Origin of the sequence: Paenarthrobacter sp. YJN-5 (genome assembly GCF_015040095.1) — a bacterium.
GTDB lineage: Bacteria > Actinomycetota > Actinomycetes > Actinomycetales > Micrococcaceae > Arthrobacter > Arthrobacter ureafaciens.
In genome coordinates, this window is sequence record NZ_CP053544.1 from 4,093,154 (window position 1) to 4,109,207 (window position 16,054).

Consider the following 16,054-nt stretch of genomic DNA (forward strand, 5'->3'; position numbering starts at 1 on the left):
TTCTTGCGGAACGCTCACCGGCCCCAGTCCGGTAGCAATCCGCCCCGTTATCCGGAATCGGTCCCACAACCGGGCCTCGTAGAAACGCAAGCCCATGACTCGCCGAGCAAAGGACCCGCTCATGGCTATAAGCAGTGACACAAAATCCCTGACACCAGAAGAGTTACCGGCAGACAATACGCCGGCTGAAACTCCGGCTGACAAGGAGCCCTCCACCAGGGAAACGCTTGATGAAGTCATCAGCGTCTCCCCCGATGAATCAAACCCCGCAGTCCTCGACCCCGAGGAAGGCACGGCAGAAACCCTCCCCGACTCTGAAGAGTACGAACAGATCCTGGAGGAACTTCGCAACGCCAAGACCGAGCAGGCCGTCTCAGCCCGCCGGAACCGCAAACTTACCCTCGACAAAGTCACCTTCGGAATCACAGGCGCCATCGCCGTCGCCTTCGTGGTCTGGGGATTTGTTGGCAGGGACAGCCTCTCCGAAACCTCCAAGGGAGCCCTCAACTGGGTCATGGAGTACACGGGATGGCTGTTCATGGTTCTCGCCTCGCTTTTCGTGATCTTCGTGCTGTGGCTTGCCTTGGGCAAGTTCGGCAACATCCCGCTGGGCAAGGATGGCGAAAAGCCCGAGTTCCGCACCATCTCCTGGGTAGCGATGATGTTCGCAGCCGGCATGGGCATCGGGCTCATGTTCTACGGAGTTGCCGAGCCGCTGTTCCACTACATCTCGCCTCCGCCCGGCACTGTGGATGGCCGTACGCCCGATGCCATCCAGACCGCCATGGCCACCTCGATTTTCCACTGGACGCTCCACCCTTGGGCGATGTACGCAGTAGTCGGCATCGCCATGGCCTATGGCACGTACCGCCTTGGCCGGAAGCAACTGGTCTCCGCGGCCTTCACCTCGCTGTTCGGCATCCGGATGGTGGAGGGACCCCTCGGGAAGTTCATCAACATCCTGGCCATCTTTGCCACGCTCTTCGGCACGGCAGCTTCCCTCGGCCTCGGTGCCCTCCAGATCGGCAGCGGCCTGACATCCAACGGTTGGATGGGCGAAGTCGGCACCCCCGTCCTGGTAGTCATCGTTGCCATCCTGACATTCTGCTTCGTGGCCTCGGCCGTGTCCGGCATCAGCCGCGGCATCCAGTGGTTGTCCAACATCAACATGGTCCTGGCCGTTGTCCTGGCCGTGATCGTGTTCGTTGCCGGCCCCACGCTCTTCATCCTCAACCTCATCCCGTCCGCCGTAGGCGACTACGCCCGCGACCTGGCCGAGATGTCCTCCCGGACCGAAGCAGTGGGAGATGACGCCCTGCGCAGCTGGATGACCAGCTGGACCATCTTCTACTGGGCCTGGTGGATCTCCTGGACGCCCTTCGTCGGCCTGTTCATCGCCCGCATCAGCCGTGGCCGTACCATCCGCCAGTTCGTCACCGGCGTCCTGCTGGTACCGAGCATCGTCAGCGTCATCTGGTTCTGCATCTTCGGCGGCGCTGCCTTCCACGTCCAGCAGGAAGCAGACAAGGCGGGGACTCCCGGCTTGGTGACAATGGTCGACGGCGCCCCCTCCATCAACTTCGACGGCGCCCTTTTCGATCTGGTCAAGAACCTGGGCATGCCCGAGTGGCTCACTGTGGGCGTCATCGCGCTGGCCATGGTCCTGGTGGCGATCTTCTTCGTCACCGGCGCCGACGCGGCTTCGATCGTCATGGGATCCCTCAGCTCCAACGGTGCCGAACACCCGCGGCGCGGAGTAGTGATCTTCTGGGGAACCCTCACCGGTGCAGTAGCAGCTGTCATGTTGCTTGCCGGCGGTGATGAACCCTCGGAAGCCTTGTCCGGCCTCCAAAGGGTCACCATCGTGGCCGCCCTGCCGTTCATCCTGGTCATGCTGTTGCTTTGCTTCGCGCTCGCCAAGGACCTCAGGCGCGATCCCCTGTCGCTCCGGCGTCGGCTCGCAACCTCCGTGGTGGAGCGGGCCATCCGCACCGGCGTCGAACAGCACCGCGGTGTCCAGTTCGACCTCGTCACCAAGCACGAATGCGCGGAGACCTGCCCGGATTCGGACTGTCCCGGCGGTACGCCTACCGGCAGCATCCCAACCGTTGACAGCACGCCGCGGTCTCCTGAAGACAAGTAGCGAACACTCCCCCAACTACCAGCAGTAAGGTGTCACACCATGACCTCAACCTCCCTGGCCTCCGTGGCTTCAGGCGCCTCCGCGGCCTCCGGCGCTTCCCCGGCGCACAGCACCCTCCACGTCATCAAGGATTCCAAGGACCAGGTATCGTTCACCGTTGATTCAGCCAACCCCGTGACGGTGCGCATCGAGCTCAGCGGCGGGTGCCCGTGCGGCTCGGAACACTCACGGCCAGGTTCCTACGTGGACAGCGACCTGGGAAGGTAGGCCGTTGCCCCGGGACATAAACCCGGGGCCAACATAGAGACAGCAACAGGGCGGGTGCCGGAATTCCGGCACCCGCCCTGTTCGTTCGTGGAGGGGTTTACTTGGGCATCAGCACGGAGTCGATCAGGTAGACCGTGGCATTGGCAGTCTGCACGCCACCGCAAATGACGTTGGCGTCATTGACGGTCAGGGCGTCCTTGCTGCCACCCACCGTCACTTCGCCGCCCTGGACGGTCTTGTGGGTTCCCACTACCTGGTCCGGGGTCAGCTGTCCGGGGACTACGTGGTAGGTGAGGATCTTGCTCAGCAGGGCATCGTCGGTCTTGAGCGTTTCGATCGTAGCGGGGTCAATCTTGGCGAACGCGTCGTCAACGGGAGCAAAGACCGTGAACTCGCTGCCGTTCAGCGTGGAAACGAGATCCACCTTGGGGTTCAACTTGCCGGATACCGCGGCGGTCAGGGTCTTGAGCAGCGGGTTGTTGGAGGCGGCCACGGCAACGGGATCCTGCGCCATTCCCGCAACCGAACCTGCGCCGTCGGGAACCTGGGCGGCGTAGCCGGCGCAACCTGGTCCGACCAGGTTGCTGGCGGGATCCATGGCTGCGCTGGAACCCATCGATTCGCTGGCGGACGCTGATGGCGACGGTGCCATGGAAGAGGTCTCCGGGGCCGCGGAGGACGAGGGGGAGCTGGAGGTGCTCGAACCACCACAGGCCGTCAGTCCCATGAGGGCGGCTGCGGTGAGGCCAACGAAGGCGAGGGCGGGGCGCTTGGTGGACAACATGTCATTCTCCTTGCTCTGAGGAACCTGGTGCTGGGTCCATTCGGGTGTGGGACACGGGCGGTCCGGCGTCGCTTCCGCTCTTCCGGTTTTGTTTGTGTCTCATCAGCTATTCGGAGGTGATGTCCGGGTGGATGGGTGCGGATTGAAAAAATTTCAAAGGTTACTTTCTTTCACCTGTTTTCCCACGTCAGGTCCGGGCCCGGCGCCCTCCCCCACATCCAGCACGACTATGGCTAAACGCCCATGCCGGTGACAGGATGGGCTGATGTCAATCGAAGTGCGGCCCGCCACGGTGTTCGACGACGGGACAACAGGGGCAGCAAAGTGGACCTCACCATGGCGTACGTCGGCACACGAAGGCTTTTCGAGAAGGCGGGTTTCACGAAGGTCGCTGAAACCACGTCCGTCCTTAACGGCTTCCCGAGGGTCCTGATGCGCTTGAACCTCGATTCCGCCTAACAACCCCGTCCCGCTCACCCCCACCTACCCCGCCTCCCCAAGTAGGTCGCAGCACTGCGCGTTCTGAGCGTCCAAAACGCGCACTAATGCGACCTAGTTGGGGGCGGAGCGCTGCAACCGTGACGTCATCCGGTGAGCTTCCTCGAGCAGGAGCTTGCCCAGGAACTCCTGGCGGTCGCCCCTGAACCGGGGTTCGATTCCGGTCAGGGAAAGCGCCCACGCCGGACGTCCCTGGGGATCGAACACAGCGGCCCCCATCCCCCAGCTCCCCTCAAGGACCAGCCCCGGGTTTACCGAGTAACCAGCCAGCCGGGTCTTCTCCAGGTTCTCCCGAACCACCCCGGCAGGATGTCCGGCCGCAAAGTCGCCGGCGTGCGCTTCCCAGTCCGTGAGCAGCACGTTCTGTTCCTCCTCCGGCAGGAATGCCATGATCGCCGTCCCGGCCGAGGCCACCCCCAGCGGGAACCGCACGCCTTCATGCAAAACGAATGACCGAACGGGGAAGGAACCTTCCTCCCGCAGGACGCACACCGTCTCGTTGCCGCGTCTTATGGAGAAGAACGCACTCTCCCCGGTTTCCGCCGCGAGCCGCCGCAGGGACGGCCGTGCAATGTCCTCCATGGGAAACCGGGCAGCGGCCACGGACCCAAGCAGGAAAACTTCAGGTCCCAGGACCCATTTTCCGGTGGCTTCCTCGTGTTCCACCAAGCCCTCCGCGGCCAGTGACGTCAGCAGCCTGTACGCAGTTGGCCGGGTCAGTCCGGACTCGCGGACCAGCCCTGCCAAGGACATGCCTTCCGGCTTGCGGCCGACGAGCCTCAACAGGGCAGCGACCCTGCCAACCACCTGGGCACCCTGAACGGGAACGGCGGGAACGGTGTGTGCGGCCAATGGACTCTCCTTGAGATTTCGTCCACATTATGGACAGCTTTCAGTCTAGCGTCCACAGCGTGAGGCGCCCAAGCTTCCGGCTATTGCCACACGAAGGCACCGCTCCTAGGCTCGGAAGCCACAACACTAACGTCCACAAAGTGGATCACCCACTCAAAGAGGAGTCCGGAATGTCCAAGATCCATCCCGACGCGCCCCAAGCGCTGCAGGACCTTTTGACGGACGGCATGACAATCGCCGTCGGCGGCTTTGGCCTCAGCGGCATCCCGGCGGACCTTATCGAGGCCCTCCGCGATTCAGGCGCCAAGGACCTCACCATTGTGTCCAACAACATGGGCATTGATGGCAAGGGATTGGGCGTCCTCATCGAGGCCGGCCAGGTCCGCAAGGTCATCGCTTCCTACGTCGGCGAGAACAAACTCTTCGCCGAGCAGTACCTTGCCGGAAAGCTCGAGGTCGAGTTCACTCCGCAGGGCACGCTGGCCGAACGCCTGCGCGCCGGTGGCGCCGGTATCCCCGCCTTCTACACCCGGACCGGTGTGGGCACCTTGGTTGCCGAAGGCAAGCCCCATGAAGAGTTCGACGGCGTTACTTACGTCCGCGAGCGCGCCATCACCGCCGATGTCAGCCTGGTCCACGCCCACACCGCAGATACCGACGGCAACCTCATTTACCGCTACACCGCCCGGAACTTCAACCCGGTGGTGGCCACGGCAGGCAAGGTGACGGTCGCCGAGGCGGAGGTGATCGTGCCCTTGGGCGAACTCGATCCGAACCACATCGTGACCCCGGGCGTCTACGTCCAGAGGCTGGTCCAGGCAAGCAACAGGATCAAGGACATTGAGCAGCGCACGGTCCGTCAGCGGCTCGAAGCCCCGGCCGTCCCGGCGGCCGTCTAAGCGGCCGTCCAAGCAGAAAAGGAGCACACACCATGGCATGGACACGTGACCAGATGGCCGCCATCGCGGCCGAAGAACTCAACGACGGCGACTACGTCAACCTCGGCATCGGCATCCCCACACTGGTAGCCAACAACCTCCCGGACGGCGTTCGGGTGGTCCTCCAGAGCGAAAACGGCCTGCTTGGCATGGGCCCGTTCCCTTACGAAGGCGAGGAGGACGCCGACCTCATCAACGCCGGCAAGCAGACTGTCACCATCAATCCCGGCGGCAGCATTTTCGATTCCGCCACCTCGTTCGGCATGATCCGCGGCGGGCATGTGAAGGTTGCGATCCTGGGCGCCATGCAGGTGTCCGGCAGCGGCGACCTCGCCAACTGGACCATCCCCGGAAAGATGGTCAAGGGCATGGGCGGTGCCATGGACCTCGTCGCCGGAACACCCCGGGTCGTGGTCCTGACCGAACACAACGCCAAGGACGGTTCAGCCAAGATCGTCCGCGAATGCACGCTTCCCCTCACGGGTTTGAACTGCGTGGACAGGATCATCACGGACCTTGCCGTCTTCGACATTGAGCCGGATGAGACGCACGACGGCGGCACGCGCCTTGTGCTGACCCGCCTCGCCCCGGGCGTCACTGTGGAAGAGATCCGCGGGAAGACCGAGGCAGAGTTCGCTGTGGCGCTTATGGACACCGCTGTTGAAGAGACCCTCGAAGGAGCTACGGCATGAGCCTCAAAGACCAGTTTGGCAAGGACATCCTGCTCACGGGGTGGGGCCACAGCAAGTTTGGCAAGCTCACGGACCAGACGCTCGAAACGTTGATCGTCCAGGTGGCCGGTGAAGCCATCGCGAACTCCGGACTTGAGCCCAAGGATATCGACGAGATCTACCTGGGCCAGTTCAACTCAGGCATGCAGTCCCTGGGGTTCACGTCGTCCCTCGCGCTTCAACTCTCGGCAGATCTCGCCAACGTCCCCGCCACCCGGACGGAGAACGCGTGCGCCTCCGGTTCGGCCGCGTTCCAACAGGGCGTCAAGGCGTTGCTCGCCGGGACGGCAAGGAATGTGCTGGTGATCGGCGCGGAGAAGATGACCGACGCCGGCGCAGACGTCGTGGGGGCCGCGCTCCTGGGCGCCTCGTACGAGATGGCGGGAAAACCGTCCACTACGGGATTCACCGGCCTGTTCGCGGAGGTGGCCAAGCACTACGACAAGCGGTACGGCGCGGGTACGGCAGGTTCAGGCATCGCCGGTCCGGGCTTCGAGAATGGCCTGGGCGATGTGCTCGGTTCCATCTCCGCCAAGAACCACCACAACGGCATGAGCAATCCATACGCCCAGATGCATCGCGACTTCGGCGTGGAGTTCTGCCGGACCATCTCGGACAAGAACCCGATGGTGGCCGATCCCTTGCGCCGCACTGACTGTTCGCCCGTCTCCGACGGTGCCGCCGCCGTCGTACTTTCCACCAGGGAAACCAACGGCGCAACCGCAGCCGTTCGCCTTGCCGGTTTCGGGCATGCCAACGACTTCTTCCCCGCAGAGAGGCGCGACCCCACCGAGTTCGAGGCAACGCGCGTCTCTTGGGAGCGGGCATTCACCATGGCAGGAGCCGGGGTGGATGACCTGGACTTCGCCGAGGTCCACGACTGCTTCACCATCGCCGAGCTCATCATGTACGAAGCCATGGGACTGGTCCCCCGCGGCCAGGGTGCCCGGGCCATCAAGGAAGGCTGGGTGTACAAGGACGGCAAGCTGCCGGTCAACGTGTCCGGTGGCCTGAAGGCGAAGGGACATCCGGTGGGTGCCACCGGTGTATCGCAGCACGTCATCGCTGCCATGCAGCTCAGTGGCACCGCCGGGGACATGCAGCTGGCCAATGCCCGTCGCGGCGCAGTCCAGAACATGGGCGGCGTCGGCATCGCCAATTACGTGAGCATCCTCGAGGCGCTGTAGCACCCAAGTAAGTCGCAGCAGAGCGCGTTCTGGACGTCCAAAATGCGCTCTACTGCGACCCAGCGTGTGAGCGCCGCTGGCGCGCCGTGGGGCCGGGAAAGTGTACGGGGTGGCTCGCCAGGGCTCTGGCGGACTCTGGCCTTCCGGGTAGATCATTGGGCTGTCCGTCTCGGTGAACGCCGACCCAACTTGGTGCCGCGAGTCCGTGACCCAGCGTGGTGTGGAGGACCTCCACGGGAACCGTGGATTGTTGCCCTTGAGCACGAGTATTAGATTCCTGAATATTCCCAGTCCTCCCCGAGACAGACACTGTCATCACCGTCAAACAGTGTTGGAGGGAAGAAGATGGACATCGTTAATGAACGGGCCGCGGGGATGGATATCTCCAAACGCGACGCGAAGGTCTGCGTGCGGATCCCAGGCGCCAGGGCCGGGACCTACACCTCAAAGGTCACGACCTGGGGCGCGACCACGCATCAGATCTTGGAACTGCGGGAGTTCCTCGAACGCGAACATGTCACCGTGGTGGTGATGGAAGCGACCAGCGACTACTGGAAACCGTTCTTCTACCTGCTCGAAGAAACCCTGCCCGTGATGCTCGTCAACGCCAAAGCTGCCCGGAACATCCCTGGACGCAAAACCGATGTCTCCGACGCCGCCTGGCTGGCCCAACTGGCCGCGCACGGGCTCCTGCGGGCCTCGTTCGTGCCGCCCGAACCCATCCGCGAGCTACGGGACCTGACCCGGGCGCGCGCCATCGCGACCCGCGACCGGGCCCGGGAGATCCTCAGGTTGGAGAAGTTCCTTGAAAGCTCCGGAATCAAACTTTCCTCCGTCGTTTCGGACCTGACCGGAGTCTCCTCCCGGGACATGCTCGAAGCCCTCATCAACGGTGAACGGAACCCCGAAGTCCTGGCCGGAATGGCCCGCGGAATGCTGCGTTCGAAAATCCCGGCCCTCGTCGACGCCCTGACCGGCCGGTTCAAACCACACCATGCCTTCATGGCCAGGCTGCACCTGGACCAGATCGACGCCCACACCCGAACCATCGATACCCTCACGACACGGATCGAGGAGGCGATGGAACCCTTTCGTGACGCCAGGGAAGCCCTGGCCACCATCCCCGGAGTCTCCCACCGCGTCGCCGAAGTGATCATCGCCGAAACCGGGGCGGACATGGCAGTCTTCCAAACCCCGGGCCGGCTCGCGTCCTGGGCAGGGGTCTGTCCCAGCGCCAACGAATCCGCCGGACACATCAAATCCAGCCACATCATGCCCGGGAACAAATACCTCAAAGCAGCGCTCGGCACCGCGGCCATGTCCGCCACACGATCCAAAAACACCTACCTCGCCGCGAAATACCGGCGCATCACAACCCGCGCCGGACGCAACAAAGCCCTCGTCGCCGTCGAACATTCGATCCTCACCGCAGCCTGGCACATGCTCAGCACCGGAGAAATCTACAACGACCCCGGCGCCGACCACTACACCCGCATCAACCCGACCAAAGCCAAGAACCGCGCCATAAAACAACTCAACAACCTCGGCTACGACGTCACCATCACCCCGGTCACCGCCGCCTAACCCACCACTACTTTCGTATTAGTCGGGCGGTTCCGGATCAGCTCAGCGGTTCCGGATCAGCTCAGCGATCTCCTTGAACCCCAGCCGCTCCGCGTTTTGCAGGGCAGTCCGGCCCTCCCGGTCCCGGATGTCCGGGTCTGCTCCGGCCTCAAGGAGTTGCCGCACGACGTCCTGTTGCCCCGGCCCGCCGTTATTGAGCAGGACCGCTTCCTGCATGGCAGTCCAGCCCAGGTTGTTCACGTGGTTCACCGGAACGCCCGCGGCGATCAGGATCCGCACCGTCTCCGTATGCCCGTGCTCGCTGGCGGGGATCAGCGCCGTTCCGCCATACCGGTTGGTGCTGCGGACATCGGCTCCGGCTTCCAAGGTCAGCTGCAGGACCTCGTTGAACCCTTCCGCGCCGGCATACAGGAATGCCGAGTCCTGGATTGCGTCCTTGGCGTTCACGTTGCCGCCGGCAGCGATCAGCTCGCGAACCCGGACGGGATCGTTTGCTTTCGCGGCTAGGATCAGCTGCCGGTCGGTTTCCATCTGTGCCTCCGCGGACAGGGTTGGTGGTTTCGCCGGGGCAGGAGCCGACGACGCCGGACCCGCACTTGCGCTCGACGGCCCGGCCTGGGCGGGGGCTGCTTGGGAGGCAGTCGGCGAGGCGGTCGCCGTCGGGCTTGTCGGTTCAGGTGGCGCAGTCGGGGCGCAGCCGGCGACGAGCACGGCAATCAGCACGGCAATCAGCACGGTCGTCAGCGGCACGGTTCCACCAGCCCGGCCGCGCCCGCTCCACGCACTCATGCTCCGAGGCTACTTCGCGGTCGCGGCCAGCGCATCGGCTCCGGCGGTTGCGCAGGCTTCGTCGAGGGCGCCGTCGGGAGCGCCCCCGACGCCGATGCCCGCCACCGAGGCTCCGTTCACCTTGAGCGGCACACCCCCGGCCAGGAAGAGGGTGCCGGGAAGGTCTGCGATGGACGGACCGTTGCCGTTGACGCGCTTGGCCAGTTCACTGGTGGGCGCACCGAACGCAGCGGCCGTGTAGGCCTTCTGCTTGGCTGCTTCGATGGTGTGCTCGGCGGCGTTGTCACCGCGGAGGAGGGCTTGGACGGTCCCGAAGCGGTCCACCAAGGCCACGGTCACGAACGGCAGTTTGTCCGCCTGGCATTTGGCGAGCGCCGCAGTGACTGCCTTGCCCGAAGCGCCCACGGTGATGCGGTTCTGTGCGACCACATTCTCCGGGGCAGGCTGGACATCGGCCGGCACTTTCGCGGCCACGTTCGCCGGCGCACCGGGGACGCCGTTCGCCGGCGCAGCAGGGGCGACGGCGTTGGCCACAGCGGTGACACCGCCGGTGAGCAGCAACGCTCCGGCAGCAGCAGCGGCGATCATCTTGTTCGACTTCTTCATGGTTCTCCTCAGGTCGGCCATATGGGTACCCCTCCATGTTTCCCGGGGTCAACCGCCGCCCACATCGGCTGGCCGCCGCTCGCACGCTCAGCCTTTTGGGCGCCCGTATCAGCCAAAAGGTGGAGAGACCAGCGGGGGCGCGGGATCTAGCATGGAAAGAGCGCCCTCAACACACCAGGAACTCCCATGAAACCCGCCTATCCCAAGCCCGACACCACGCCTCCGGCCCCACTTCAGGGGGATGGCCGCATCGATGTTGTGGTGCATTGCGGGTTCGCTGTGCTCATGGTGGCCTCGGGGGTCCGCTACGTCATGCGCCACTCCGCCGCGGACAACCTATGGACCATGGCTCTGGCGGGTGCGGTCTGCGTCCTCTACGCAGCCACGGCACTCCTCGCCCGCCGATCTGGCGCTTACCGCCCGGCCGCTTACCGCCCGGCCGCCCGTCGTCCGGGGACGCAACCCACACCGTGGCTCCCGTGGACCGTGGCTTTGATCGCAGCCTGGGCAGTGCTCGTCGTGGTCGCTCCCAGCTTCGCCTGGTGTTCCTTCGCGATCTTCTTCCTCGGCAGGAGCGCCCTCAGCGGCTGGTCCGCTTATGTGGCGGGCGGCGTGACCGCGGCCGCCACCGCCGTCGGGCTTTTCCGGATGAGTGACTGGACCGACGTCGCCATGGTTCTGGGTCCGCTGGCCGCCGCTGCGCTCCTCACGCTTATTTACGACAAGATCGAACGCGATGCCGCCCTGCAACGCCGGCTCCTGGCTGATGTCTCGCAGGCGCAGGAACAACTGGCAGCCAGTGAGCGCGCCGCGGGGATTGCTGCCGAGCGGGAACGGGTTTCCCGCGAAATCCATGACACCGTGACCCAAGGGCTGGCGAGCAGTTTGCTCCTCCTTGAGGCCGCGCAACGATCCTGGCCCGAGGCATCGGCCAGGGACGATCTGTTCAAAGCCACGGACCTCTTGCGCCAAAATCTTGCCGATACGCGCAGCCTGGTCCATGAACTGTCGGCGCCCGGCCTCGAGACTGGCCCCTTGGCGGAAGCGCTGGAGCATGCGGCCCGGCAGTATGTGGAGTCGATTGCCGTGCACGTCACCGGGGACCCCCGCCCCGTCCCGCCGGAGGTCCGGCACACCCTGTTGCGCGTCACCCAGAGCGCGGCAGCGAACATCAAGCTCCACGCCGGCGCGCGGAACGCGAGCGTCACACTGGGCTTCTTGCCGGACGCGGTCACCCTGGACGTGTACGACGACGGTCGCGGCTTTGATCCCGCAGCGGTACCTTCCCCGTCGGCGGCCGGAGGGTACGGCTTGCGGGCCATGCGGCAGCGCGTGCACCGGCTGGGCGGAGAATTGTCCGTGGAAAGCAGTCCCGGCGAAGGCACCATCATCGCCGCGCAGTTGCCGCTGACCGGATCCGGCACCGGATCCGCCACGGGTTCCAGATCCGGCTCCAACTCCGGCATCGGTTCCAACTCCGACACAAAGGGATCGCCATGACCACCATCTCCGTGCTCCTCGTGGACGATCACACCGTGGTCCGGAGCGGGCTCAAGGCGCTGCTGGGCACCCAACCGGACATCGCCGTCGTCGCCGAAGCCGCTTCCGGCGAGGAAGCGCTTATTGCCGCGGCAGAGTATTCTCCCGACGTTGTGTTGATGGACCTCGCGATGGGGCCGGGCATGGACGGCATCGAGGCCATCAAGCAGTTGCGCGAACGCCGCCCCCGGCAGGCGATCATCGTCTTCACCACCTACGATTCCGATGCCGACATCGTCAGGTCCGTGGACGCCGGCGCAATGGGCTATTTGCTCAAGGACGCAGCACCGGACGAAATTTTCTCCGCGGTGCGCGGCGCGGTCCTGGGCAAGAGCGTCATGAGCGCTCCGGTGGCATCGCGGCTCTTCCAGCAGCTCCGCAACCCCGATGAAGTCCTCACGCCGCGGGAAGCCGAGCTGCTCAGCCTCCTCACCCAGGGACTCAGCAACCGCGATCTCGGCAAGCGCCTCTTCATCTCCGAGGCCACCGTCAAGACCCACTTGGCGCACATTTACGCCAAGCTCGGAGTGGACACACGGGCGGCAGCCATCGCCACGGCCATACGCCGGGAAGGAATGCGCTGAAATTCCCGGCTTCTCCCTATACCTCCTGCGTTGAGCCGGGATTAAACTGACGCTATGTCGGAGGCCGTTGGTCGCAAGATGTTCAAGCATTCCGGTACGGCTTTGCTGTTCCGGGGAGTCCTTGCCGTGCTGTTTGGCCTTCTGGTGGCTGCGCTGCCGGTGGCTACGGTGTTCGCGCTTATTTTCGTGTTCGCAATTTTCGCCATCACGGACGGCCTCACCAACATCGCGCACTACTTCTACGATCCGTCGCGCCATTCCCGCTGGACCATGGTGGGCGGCTTCATTTCCATCGCCGCAGGCATTGTGGCGTTGGCGTGGCCGGGTATGACCGCCGCTGCGCTCGGAGTGCTGATCGGGCTGTGGGCTTTGGTCCTTGGACTGTCCGAGATTGTCCTGGCCTTCGCCGCGAGGAACTCCGTGAACGGCTGGCCCGTGTGGTTGCTGACCGGGGTGGTCACTGCCCTCTTCGGCCTGCTGGTACTGGTCAATCCTGGTCTCGGTTTCCTGGGCATGGTGGGCATGTTGGCCGCCTTCGCAGTGGTTGCCGGACTGCTCTTGATTGTCTGCGGTTTCAAAATGCGCCGGGGCTCCACCAGCCCCCTGGTCTACGCGCACTGACCTCCGCCCGCCGCAGCGTCCCCGCAGCAGCAATCCTCCGGTTGGGGATGCACTCTGCGCCAAGTTCGGTAAGTTAGTGGCTGTGAAGATAGCTACCTGGAACGTGAACTCCCTCCGCGCCCGCGCCGACCGCGTTGAAGCCTGGCTTGAGCGCAGCGACTGCGATGTCCTGGCCATCCAGGAAACCAAATGCAAGGATGACAACTTCCCGTGGGAGCTGTTCGAACGCATGGGCTACGAGGTGGCGCACTTCGGCGTTAACCAGTGGAACGGCGTCGCCATCGCCTCGCGCGTCGGCCTGGAAGACGTCGAGCGGACCTTCGTGGACCAGCCGGCTTTCGGCAAGGCCGGCAAGGATCCGGCCCAGGAAGCCCGTGCCATCGCAGCTACCTGTGCCGGCATGCGTATCTGGAGCCTGTACGTCCCCAACGGCCGCTCCCTGGACGACGAACACATGCCTTACAAGATCAAGTGGCTCGAGGTCCTCCGCGGACAGGCCGCTGAATGGGTCCAGGCTGATCCGAACGCCCAGATCGCCCTCATGGGCGACTGGAACATCGCGCCCTTCGACGAGGACGTGTGGGACATCCAACTCTTCCGCGACAACAACTTCACCCACGTCAGCGAACCGGAGCGGGCAGCGTTCCACGCCTTCGAGACCGCAGGCTTCACCGACGTCGTCCGCCCCTACACCCCCGGCCCGGGCGTCTACACCTACTGGGACTACACCCAGCTGCGCTTCCCCAAGAAGGAAGGCATGCGGATCGACTTCTGCCTCGCCTCGGCGCCGTTGGCCGCCCGCGTCACAGGCGCCTCCATTGATCGTGAAGAGCGCAAGGGCAAGGGCGCCTCGGACCACGCACCCGTGATCGTGGAACTCGCAGACTAGGCACCGAACCGGACAAGAAAGGGGCTGGCGACATGGGTGGAAAGCTGTACCGAGGCCAGGCTGGCCTGCCCTTCTCTTCCTCCCTCCGCATCTACGAACCCCTCGAGGCATTTCCGCCTGAACAGCAACGCCAACTCGTCGCCGACGGTGACCGCATAGGTTCCAGGGCCGCCGTCGAGAATGCGGAGCTGCAGGCGTCCCTGGGACGCATCACGCGTTCCGGAGGCGACCCCTTCCCTACCGGCCGAACGGACCTCGTGCGTATGACGCGGGTTCCGGGCGGGCGGCATGCCGCCCCCGGTCCGGGACAGGAGGAAGCAGCGCACGACGCCGGACGCCTCCTTTACTGCCCCAGCCAGCTGGTGATTCGGGCCGGTTTGGCAGCGAATGCCTTGATGGACGGCGTTCACGGACCGCTGGCTGATCTCCTCATCCCGGTTTCCCAGCGGGACAAACACCAGCAGCGGATCGACCGCATCAACGCAGGCGACGATGCTAAACGGGTGCACACGCGGGCTTCCACGTGGGGCATCCCCTTCAGCTGGTTCTCCCTGTTCGCCGAATCGGACCGCAAGGAAGTGGTGGAGTCCGATGGCCATATCCAGACCGTCAGGGTGTGGACTCCCCTGGCTGAGGCGCTGGAACGGGCACGTTTCGCGGTGGCCCACCTGGCTCTCGCTGCCCCGGACCTGGACATGCTGGACGATCTCACCCAGTTGACCGAATGGCTGGAGCTGTTCCACGTCCAATCCATGGTTGAACTGGATTACGGTGCCGTGGCAGACAAGGTCTATCCCGACGAGTCACCTATGGATGTTCGCCTGGGGATCGAGTGCCTCGCGGAAGGGGACATGACGGGAGCGGCTGCGGCCTACCGTCGTCTTGCCTCGCGGTGGATCCCCATCAGGCAACTGGCACGGGCTTCGTAGTTTCCCGCGCGGTCAGCGGCAAGGCGGGGCCGTGGTCTCCCTGATGATCAGTTCGTGCGGAGCAACCTGCGATCGGACAGCGCCGTGATGGCCGTTCAGCTCGTCCAAGAGCATCTTGGTGCCCAGTTCGGCCTGGTTGTCCGGTCTCTGGCCCACCGTCGTCAGCCCGAGTGAAGCAGAAAAGTCGTGGTCGTCGATGCCGATCACGGAGAGGTCCTGCGGAACCCGGACGCCGTGCCGGTACGCCTCGAAAATTACGCCCATGGCCATCTCGTCCGAGGAGCAGAAGATCGCCGTCGGCTTGCGGCCGGGCTGATTCCACAGGCGGGTGAACGCCTGTTGCCCACTGGCCACTGTGAAGTCACCCCACTGGTCCCATTCGGGGCGGACCTCCAGTCCGGCGTCGGACATCACTTCCTGAAAGGCCCGGATCCGCACCCGGGGAACATCGAAGTTCAAGTCCGTCTCGTCGTCGCCGTGGAGCAGGGCGATGTCCTTGTGCCCCAGGCCCAGAAGATGCCGCACGGCGGTGGAGGCGGCGTCGTAATCGTTGATCCCTATATAGGGGCAGTTCTCAACGTGGCCACCCACCACCACCAGCGGGATATCGAGCTTATGGAGGTGCTCCTGTTCGTCCTCGCTCAGCGCCATGCAGAGCACCAGCAGGGCGTCGATCTGTTTGTAGACCATGGTGGAACTGAACAGCCGTTCGCGGTTGCTGCCGTGGCCGCCGAGGTTGAACAGGGAGAGGTTGTACTTCCTGGAATGCAATTCCCTGTCCGCCCCCTCGATCGCTTTCGAGAAGAACCAGCGGCTCACGAACGGCGCCAGCACACCGATGGTGCGGGTCCGCCCGGTAGCCAGGCCTGACGCCGAGGACGATGCCACGTATCCCAGGGAAGCCGCGACATCCAGGATCTTTTCGCGTGTTGCCGGAGATACGCGCGGCAGCCCCCGGACGGCCCGGGAAACGGTCGCCGTCGAGACCCCCGCGGCCGCCGCGACATCCTCGATGCTGACCCCTGTATGACCGCCACGCTGGGACCGTTCGTTAGTCTTTGCCACTTTAGCCCCCTCAAAGGTGCATGCCGAAGGCCGAGGGCTCCTTCCCGA

Annotated in this window: 16 protein-coding genes and 1 pseudogene; 12 read left to right on the forward strand and 5 right to left on the reverse strand. The window is 64.5% G+C overall.

Going from position 1 to position 16,054, the window contains the following annotated elements; all coding sequences use genetic code 11:
- Positions 1 to 121 precede the first annotated feature (121 nt).
- The gene (locus HMI59_RS18890; protein ID WP_227471449.1) at positions 122 to 2,143 is read left to right on the forward strand and encodes a BCCT family transporter; all 2,022 of its coding nucleotides are present in this window, start codon (positions 122 to 124) and stop codon (positions 2,141 to 2,143) included.
- Between the two features lie 39 nt (positions 2,144 to 2,182).
- Positions 2,183 to 2,410 (forward strand): hypothetical protein, encoded by a 228-nt coding sequence (locus tag HMI59_RS18895; RefSeq protein ID WP_193593853.1) that lies wholly within the window; start codon positions 2,183 to 2,185, stop codon positions 2,408 to 2,410.
- Between the two features lie 97 nt (positions 2,411 to 2,507).
- Here the strand turns inward: HMI59_RS18895 and HMI59_RS18900 are convergent, their stop codons facing one another.
- A complete protein-coding gene (locus HMI59_RS18900; protein WP_062094849.1) occupies positions 2,508 to 3,194 on the reverse strand; it encodes a fasciclin domain-containing protein in 687 nt (228 codons plus the stop codon).
- Between the two features lie 306 nt (positions 3,195 to 3,500).
- Here HMI59_RS18900 and HMI59_RS18905 point away from each other — a divergent pair.
- A pseudogene (locus HMI59_RS18905) lies at positions 3,501 to 3,653 on the forward strand (GNAT family N-acetyltransferase); the annotation flags it as partial.
- Positions 3,654 to 3,746: 93 nt separating this feature from the next.
- Here the strand turns inward: HMI59_RS18905 and HMI59_RS18910 are convergent.
- The gene (locus HMI59_RS18910) at positions 3,747 to 4,499 is read right to left on the reverse strand and encodes an IclR family transcriptional regulator (protein WP_193593827.1); all 753 of its coding nucleotides are present in this window, start codon (positions 4,497 to 4,499) and stop codon (positions 3,747 to 3,749) included.
- 215 nt (positions 4,500 to 4,714) lie between these two features.
- Here HMI59_RS18910 and HMI59_RS18915 point away from each other — a divergent pair, with 215 nt between their 5' ends.
- From HMI59_RS18915 to HMI59_RS18930, 4 genes are all read left to right on the forward strand, one after another.
- A complete protein-coding gene (locus tag HMI59_RS18915; RefSeq protein ID WP_166187830.1) occupies positions 4,715 to 5,443 on the forward strand; it encodes a CoA transferase subunit A in 729 nt (242 codons plus the stop codon).
- A 32-nt stretch (positions 5,444 to 5,475) separates the two neighbouring features.
- Positions 5,476 to 6,174 (forward strand): CoA transferase subunit B, encoded by a 699-nt coding sequence (locus HMI59_RS18920; RefSeq protein ID WP_062094843.1) that lies wholly within the window; start codon positions 5,476 to 5,478, stop codon positions 6,172 to 6,174.
- Positions 6,171 to 7,400 carry an acetyl-CoA acetyltransferase gene (locus HMI59_RS18925; RefSeq protein ID WP_193592195.1) on the forward strand — a complete coding sequence of 410 codons (1,230 nt, stop codon included), beginning with the start codon at positions 6,171 to 6,173 and terminating at the stop codon, positions 7,398 to 7,400. The genes HMI59_RS18920 and HMI59_RS18925 overlap by 4 nt, the downstream gene beginning before the upstream one ends.
- A gap of 345 nt (positions 7,401 to 7,745) precedes the next feature.
- Positions 7,746 to 8,984, forward strand: a complete 1,239-nt coding sequence (locus tag HMI59_RS18930; protein WP_166185223.1) for an IS110 family transposase — start codon at positions 7,746 to 7,748, stop codon at positions 8,982 to 8,984.
- A gap of 42 nt (positions 8,985 to 9,026) precedes the next feature.
- Here the strand turns inward: HMI59_RS18930 and HMI59_RS18935 are convergent, their stop codons facing one another.
- Positions 9,027 to 9,773, reverse strand: coding sequence for an ankyrin repeat domain-containing protein (locus tag HMI59_RS18935; RefSeq protein ID WP_193592196.1), 747 nt, complete (start codon positions 9,771 to 9,773; stop codon positions 9,027 to 9,029).
- A gap of 9 nt (positions 9,774 to 9,782) precedes the next feature.
- A complete protein-coding gene (locus HMI59_RS18940) occupies positions 9,783 to 10,379 on the reverse strand; it encodes a heme-binding protein (protein WP_193592197.1) in 597 nt (198 codons plus the stop codon).
- A 186-nt stretch (positions 10,380 to 10,565) separates the two neighbouring features.
- Between HMI59_RS18940 and HMI59_RS18945 the strand changes: the two genes are divergently transcribed.
- From HMI59_RS18945 to HMI59_RS18965, 5 genes are all read left to right on the forward strand, one after another.
- Entirely contained in the window at positions 10,566 to 11,879 is a 1,314-nt protein-coding gene (locus tag HMI59_RS18945; RefSeq protein WP_193592198.1) for a sensor histidine kinase, read from the forward strand.
- A complete protein-coding gene (locus HMI59_RS18950) occupies positions 11,876 to 12,502 on the forward strand; it encodes a response regulator transcription factor (RefSeq protein WP_069696073.1) in 627 nt (208 codons plus the stop codon). Before HMI59_RS18945 ends, HMI59_RS18950 begins: the two co-directional genes overlap by 4 nt.
- Before the next feature lie 54 nt (positions 12,503 to 12,556).
- Positions 12,557 to 13,123 carry an HdeD family acid-resistance protein gene (locus HMI59_RS18955; protein WP_193592199.1) on the forward strand — a complete coding sequence of 189 codons (567 nt, stop codon included), beginning with the start codon at positions 12,557 to 12,559 and terminating at the stop codon, positions 13,121 to 13,123.
- Positions 13,124 to 13,205: 82 nt separating this feature from the next.
- Positions 13,206 to 14,012, forward strand: coding sequence for an exodeoxyribonuclease III (locus tag HMI59_RS18960; RefSeq protein WP_031216106.1), 807 nt, complete (start codon positions 13,206 to 13,208; stop codon positions 14,010 to 14,012).
- A gap of 32 nt (positions 14,013 to 14,044) precedes the next feature.
- A complete protein-coding gene (locus tag HMI59_RS18965; protein WP_193592200.1) occupies positions 14,045 to 14,941 on the forward strand; it encodes a hypothetical protein in 897 nt (298 codons plus the stop codon).
- Positions 14,942 to 14,953: 12 nt separating this feature from the next.
- Here the strand turns inward: HMI59_RS18965 and HMI59_RS18970 are convergent, their stop codons facing one another.
- Complete coding sequence (locus HMI59_RS18970) at positions 14,954 to 16,006, reverse strand: LacI family DNA-binding transcriptional regulator (protein ID WP_166187819.1); 1,053 nt, start codon at positions 16,004 to 16,006, stop codon at positions 14,954 to 14,956.
- Between the last annotated feature and the right edge of the window lie 48 nt (positions 16,007 to 16,054).

Bases quoted from the DNA above. Each gene is read 5' to 3' on its own strand.
- HMI59_RS18965 (WP_193592200.1), top strand. From the start codon at position 14,045: ATGGGTGGAAAGCTGTACCGAGGCCAGGCTGGCCTGCCCTTCTCTTCC.
- HMI59_RS18920 (WP_062094843.1), top strand. From the start codon at position 5,476: ATGGCATGGACACGTGACCAGATGGCCGCCATCGCGGCCGAAGAACTC.
- HMI59_RS18945 (WP_193592198.1), top strand. From the start codon at position 10,566: ATGAAACCCGCCTATCCCAAGCCCGACACCACGCCTCCGGCCCCACTT.
- HMI59_RS18900 (WP_062094849.1), bottom strand. From the start codon at position 3,194: ATGTTGTCCACCAAGCGCCCCGCCCTCGCCTTCGTTGGCCTCACCGCA.
- HMI59_RS18925 (WP_193592195.1), top strand. From the start codon at position 6,171: ATGAGCCTCAAAGACCAGTTTGGCAAGGACATCCTGCTCACGGGGTGG.
- HMI59_RS18890 (WP_227471449.1), top strand. From the start codon at position 122: ATGGCTATAAGCAGTGACACAAAATCCCTGACACCAGAAGAGTTACCG.
- HMI59_RS18940 (WP_193592197.1), bottom strand. From the start codon at position 10,379: ATGAAGAAGTCGAACAAGATGATCGCCGCTGCTGCTGCCGGAGCGTTG.
- HMI59_RS18935 (WP_193592196.1), bottom strand. From the start codon at position 9,773: ATGAGTGCGTGGAGCGGGCGCGGCCGGGCTGGTGGAACCGTGCCGCTG.
- HMI59_RS18955 (WP_193592199.1), top strand. From the start codon at position 12,557: ATGTCGGAGGCCGTTGGTCGCAAGATGTTCAAGCATTCCGGTACGGCT.
- HMI59_RS18950 (WP_069696073.1), top strand. From the start codon at position 11,876: ATGACCACCATCTCCGTGCTCCTCGTGGACGATCACACCGTGGTCCGG.
- HMI59_RS18930 (WP_166185223.1), top strand. From the start codon at position 7,746: ATGGACATCGTTAATGAACGGGCCGCGGGGATGGATATCTCCAAACGC.
- HMI59_RS18915 (WP_166187830.1), top strand. From the start codon at position 4,715: ATGTCCAAGATCCATCCCGACGCGCCCCAAGCGCTGCAGGACCTTTTG.
- HMI59_RS18895 (WP_193593853.1), top strand. From the start codon at position 2,183: ATGACCTCAACCTCCCTGGCCTCCGTGGCTTCAGGCGCCTCCGCGGCC.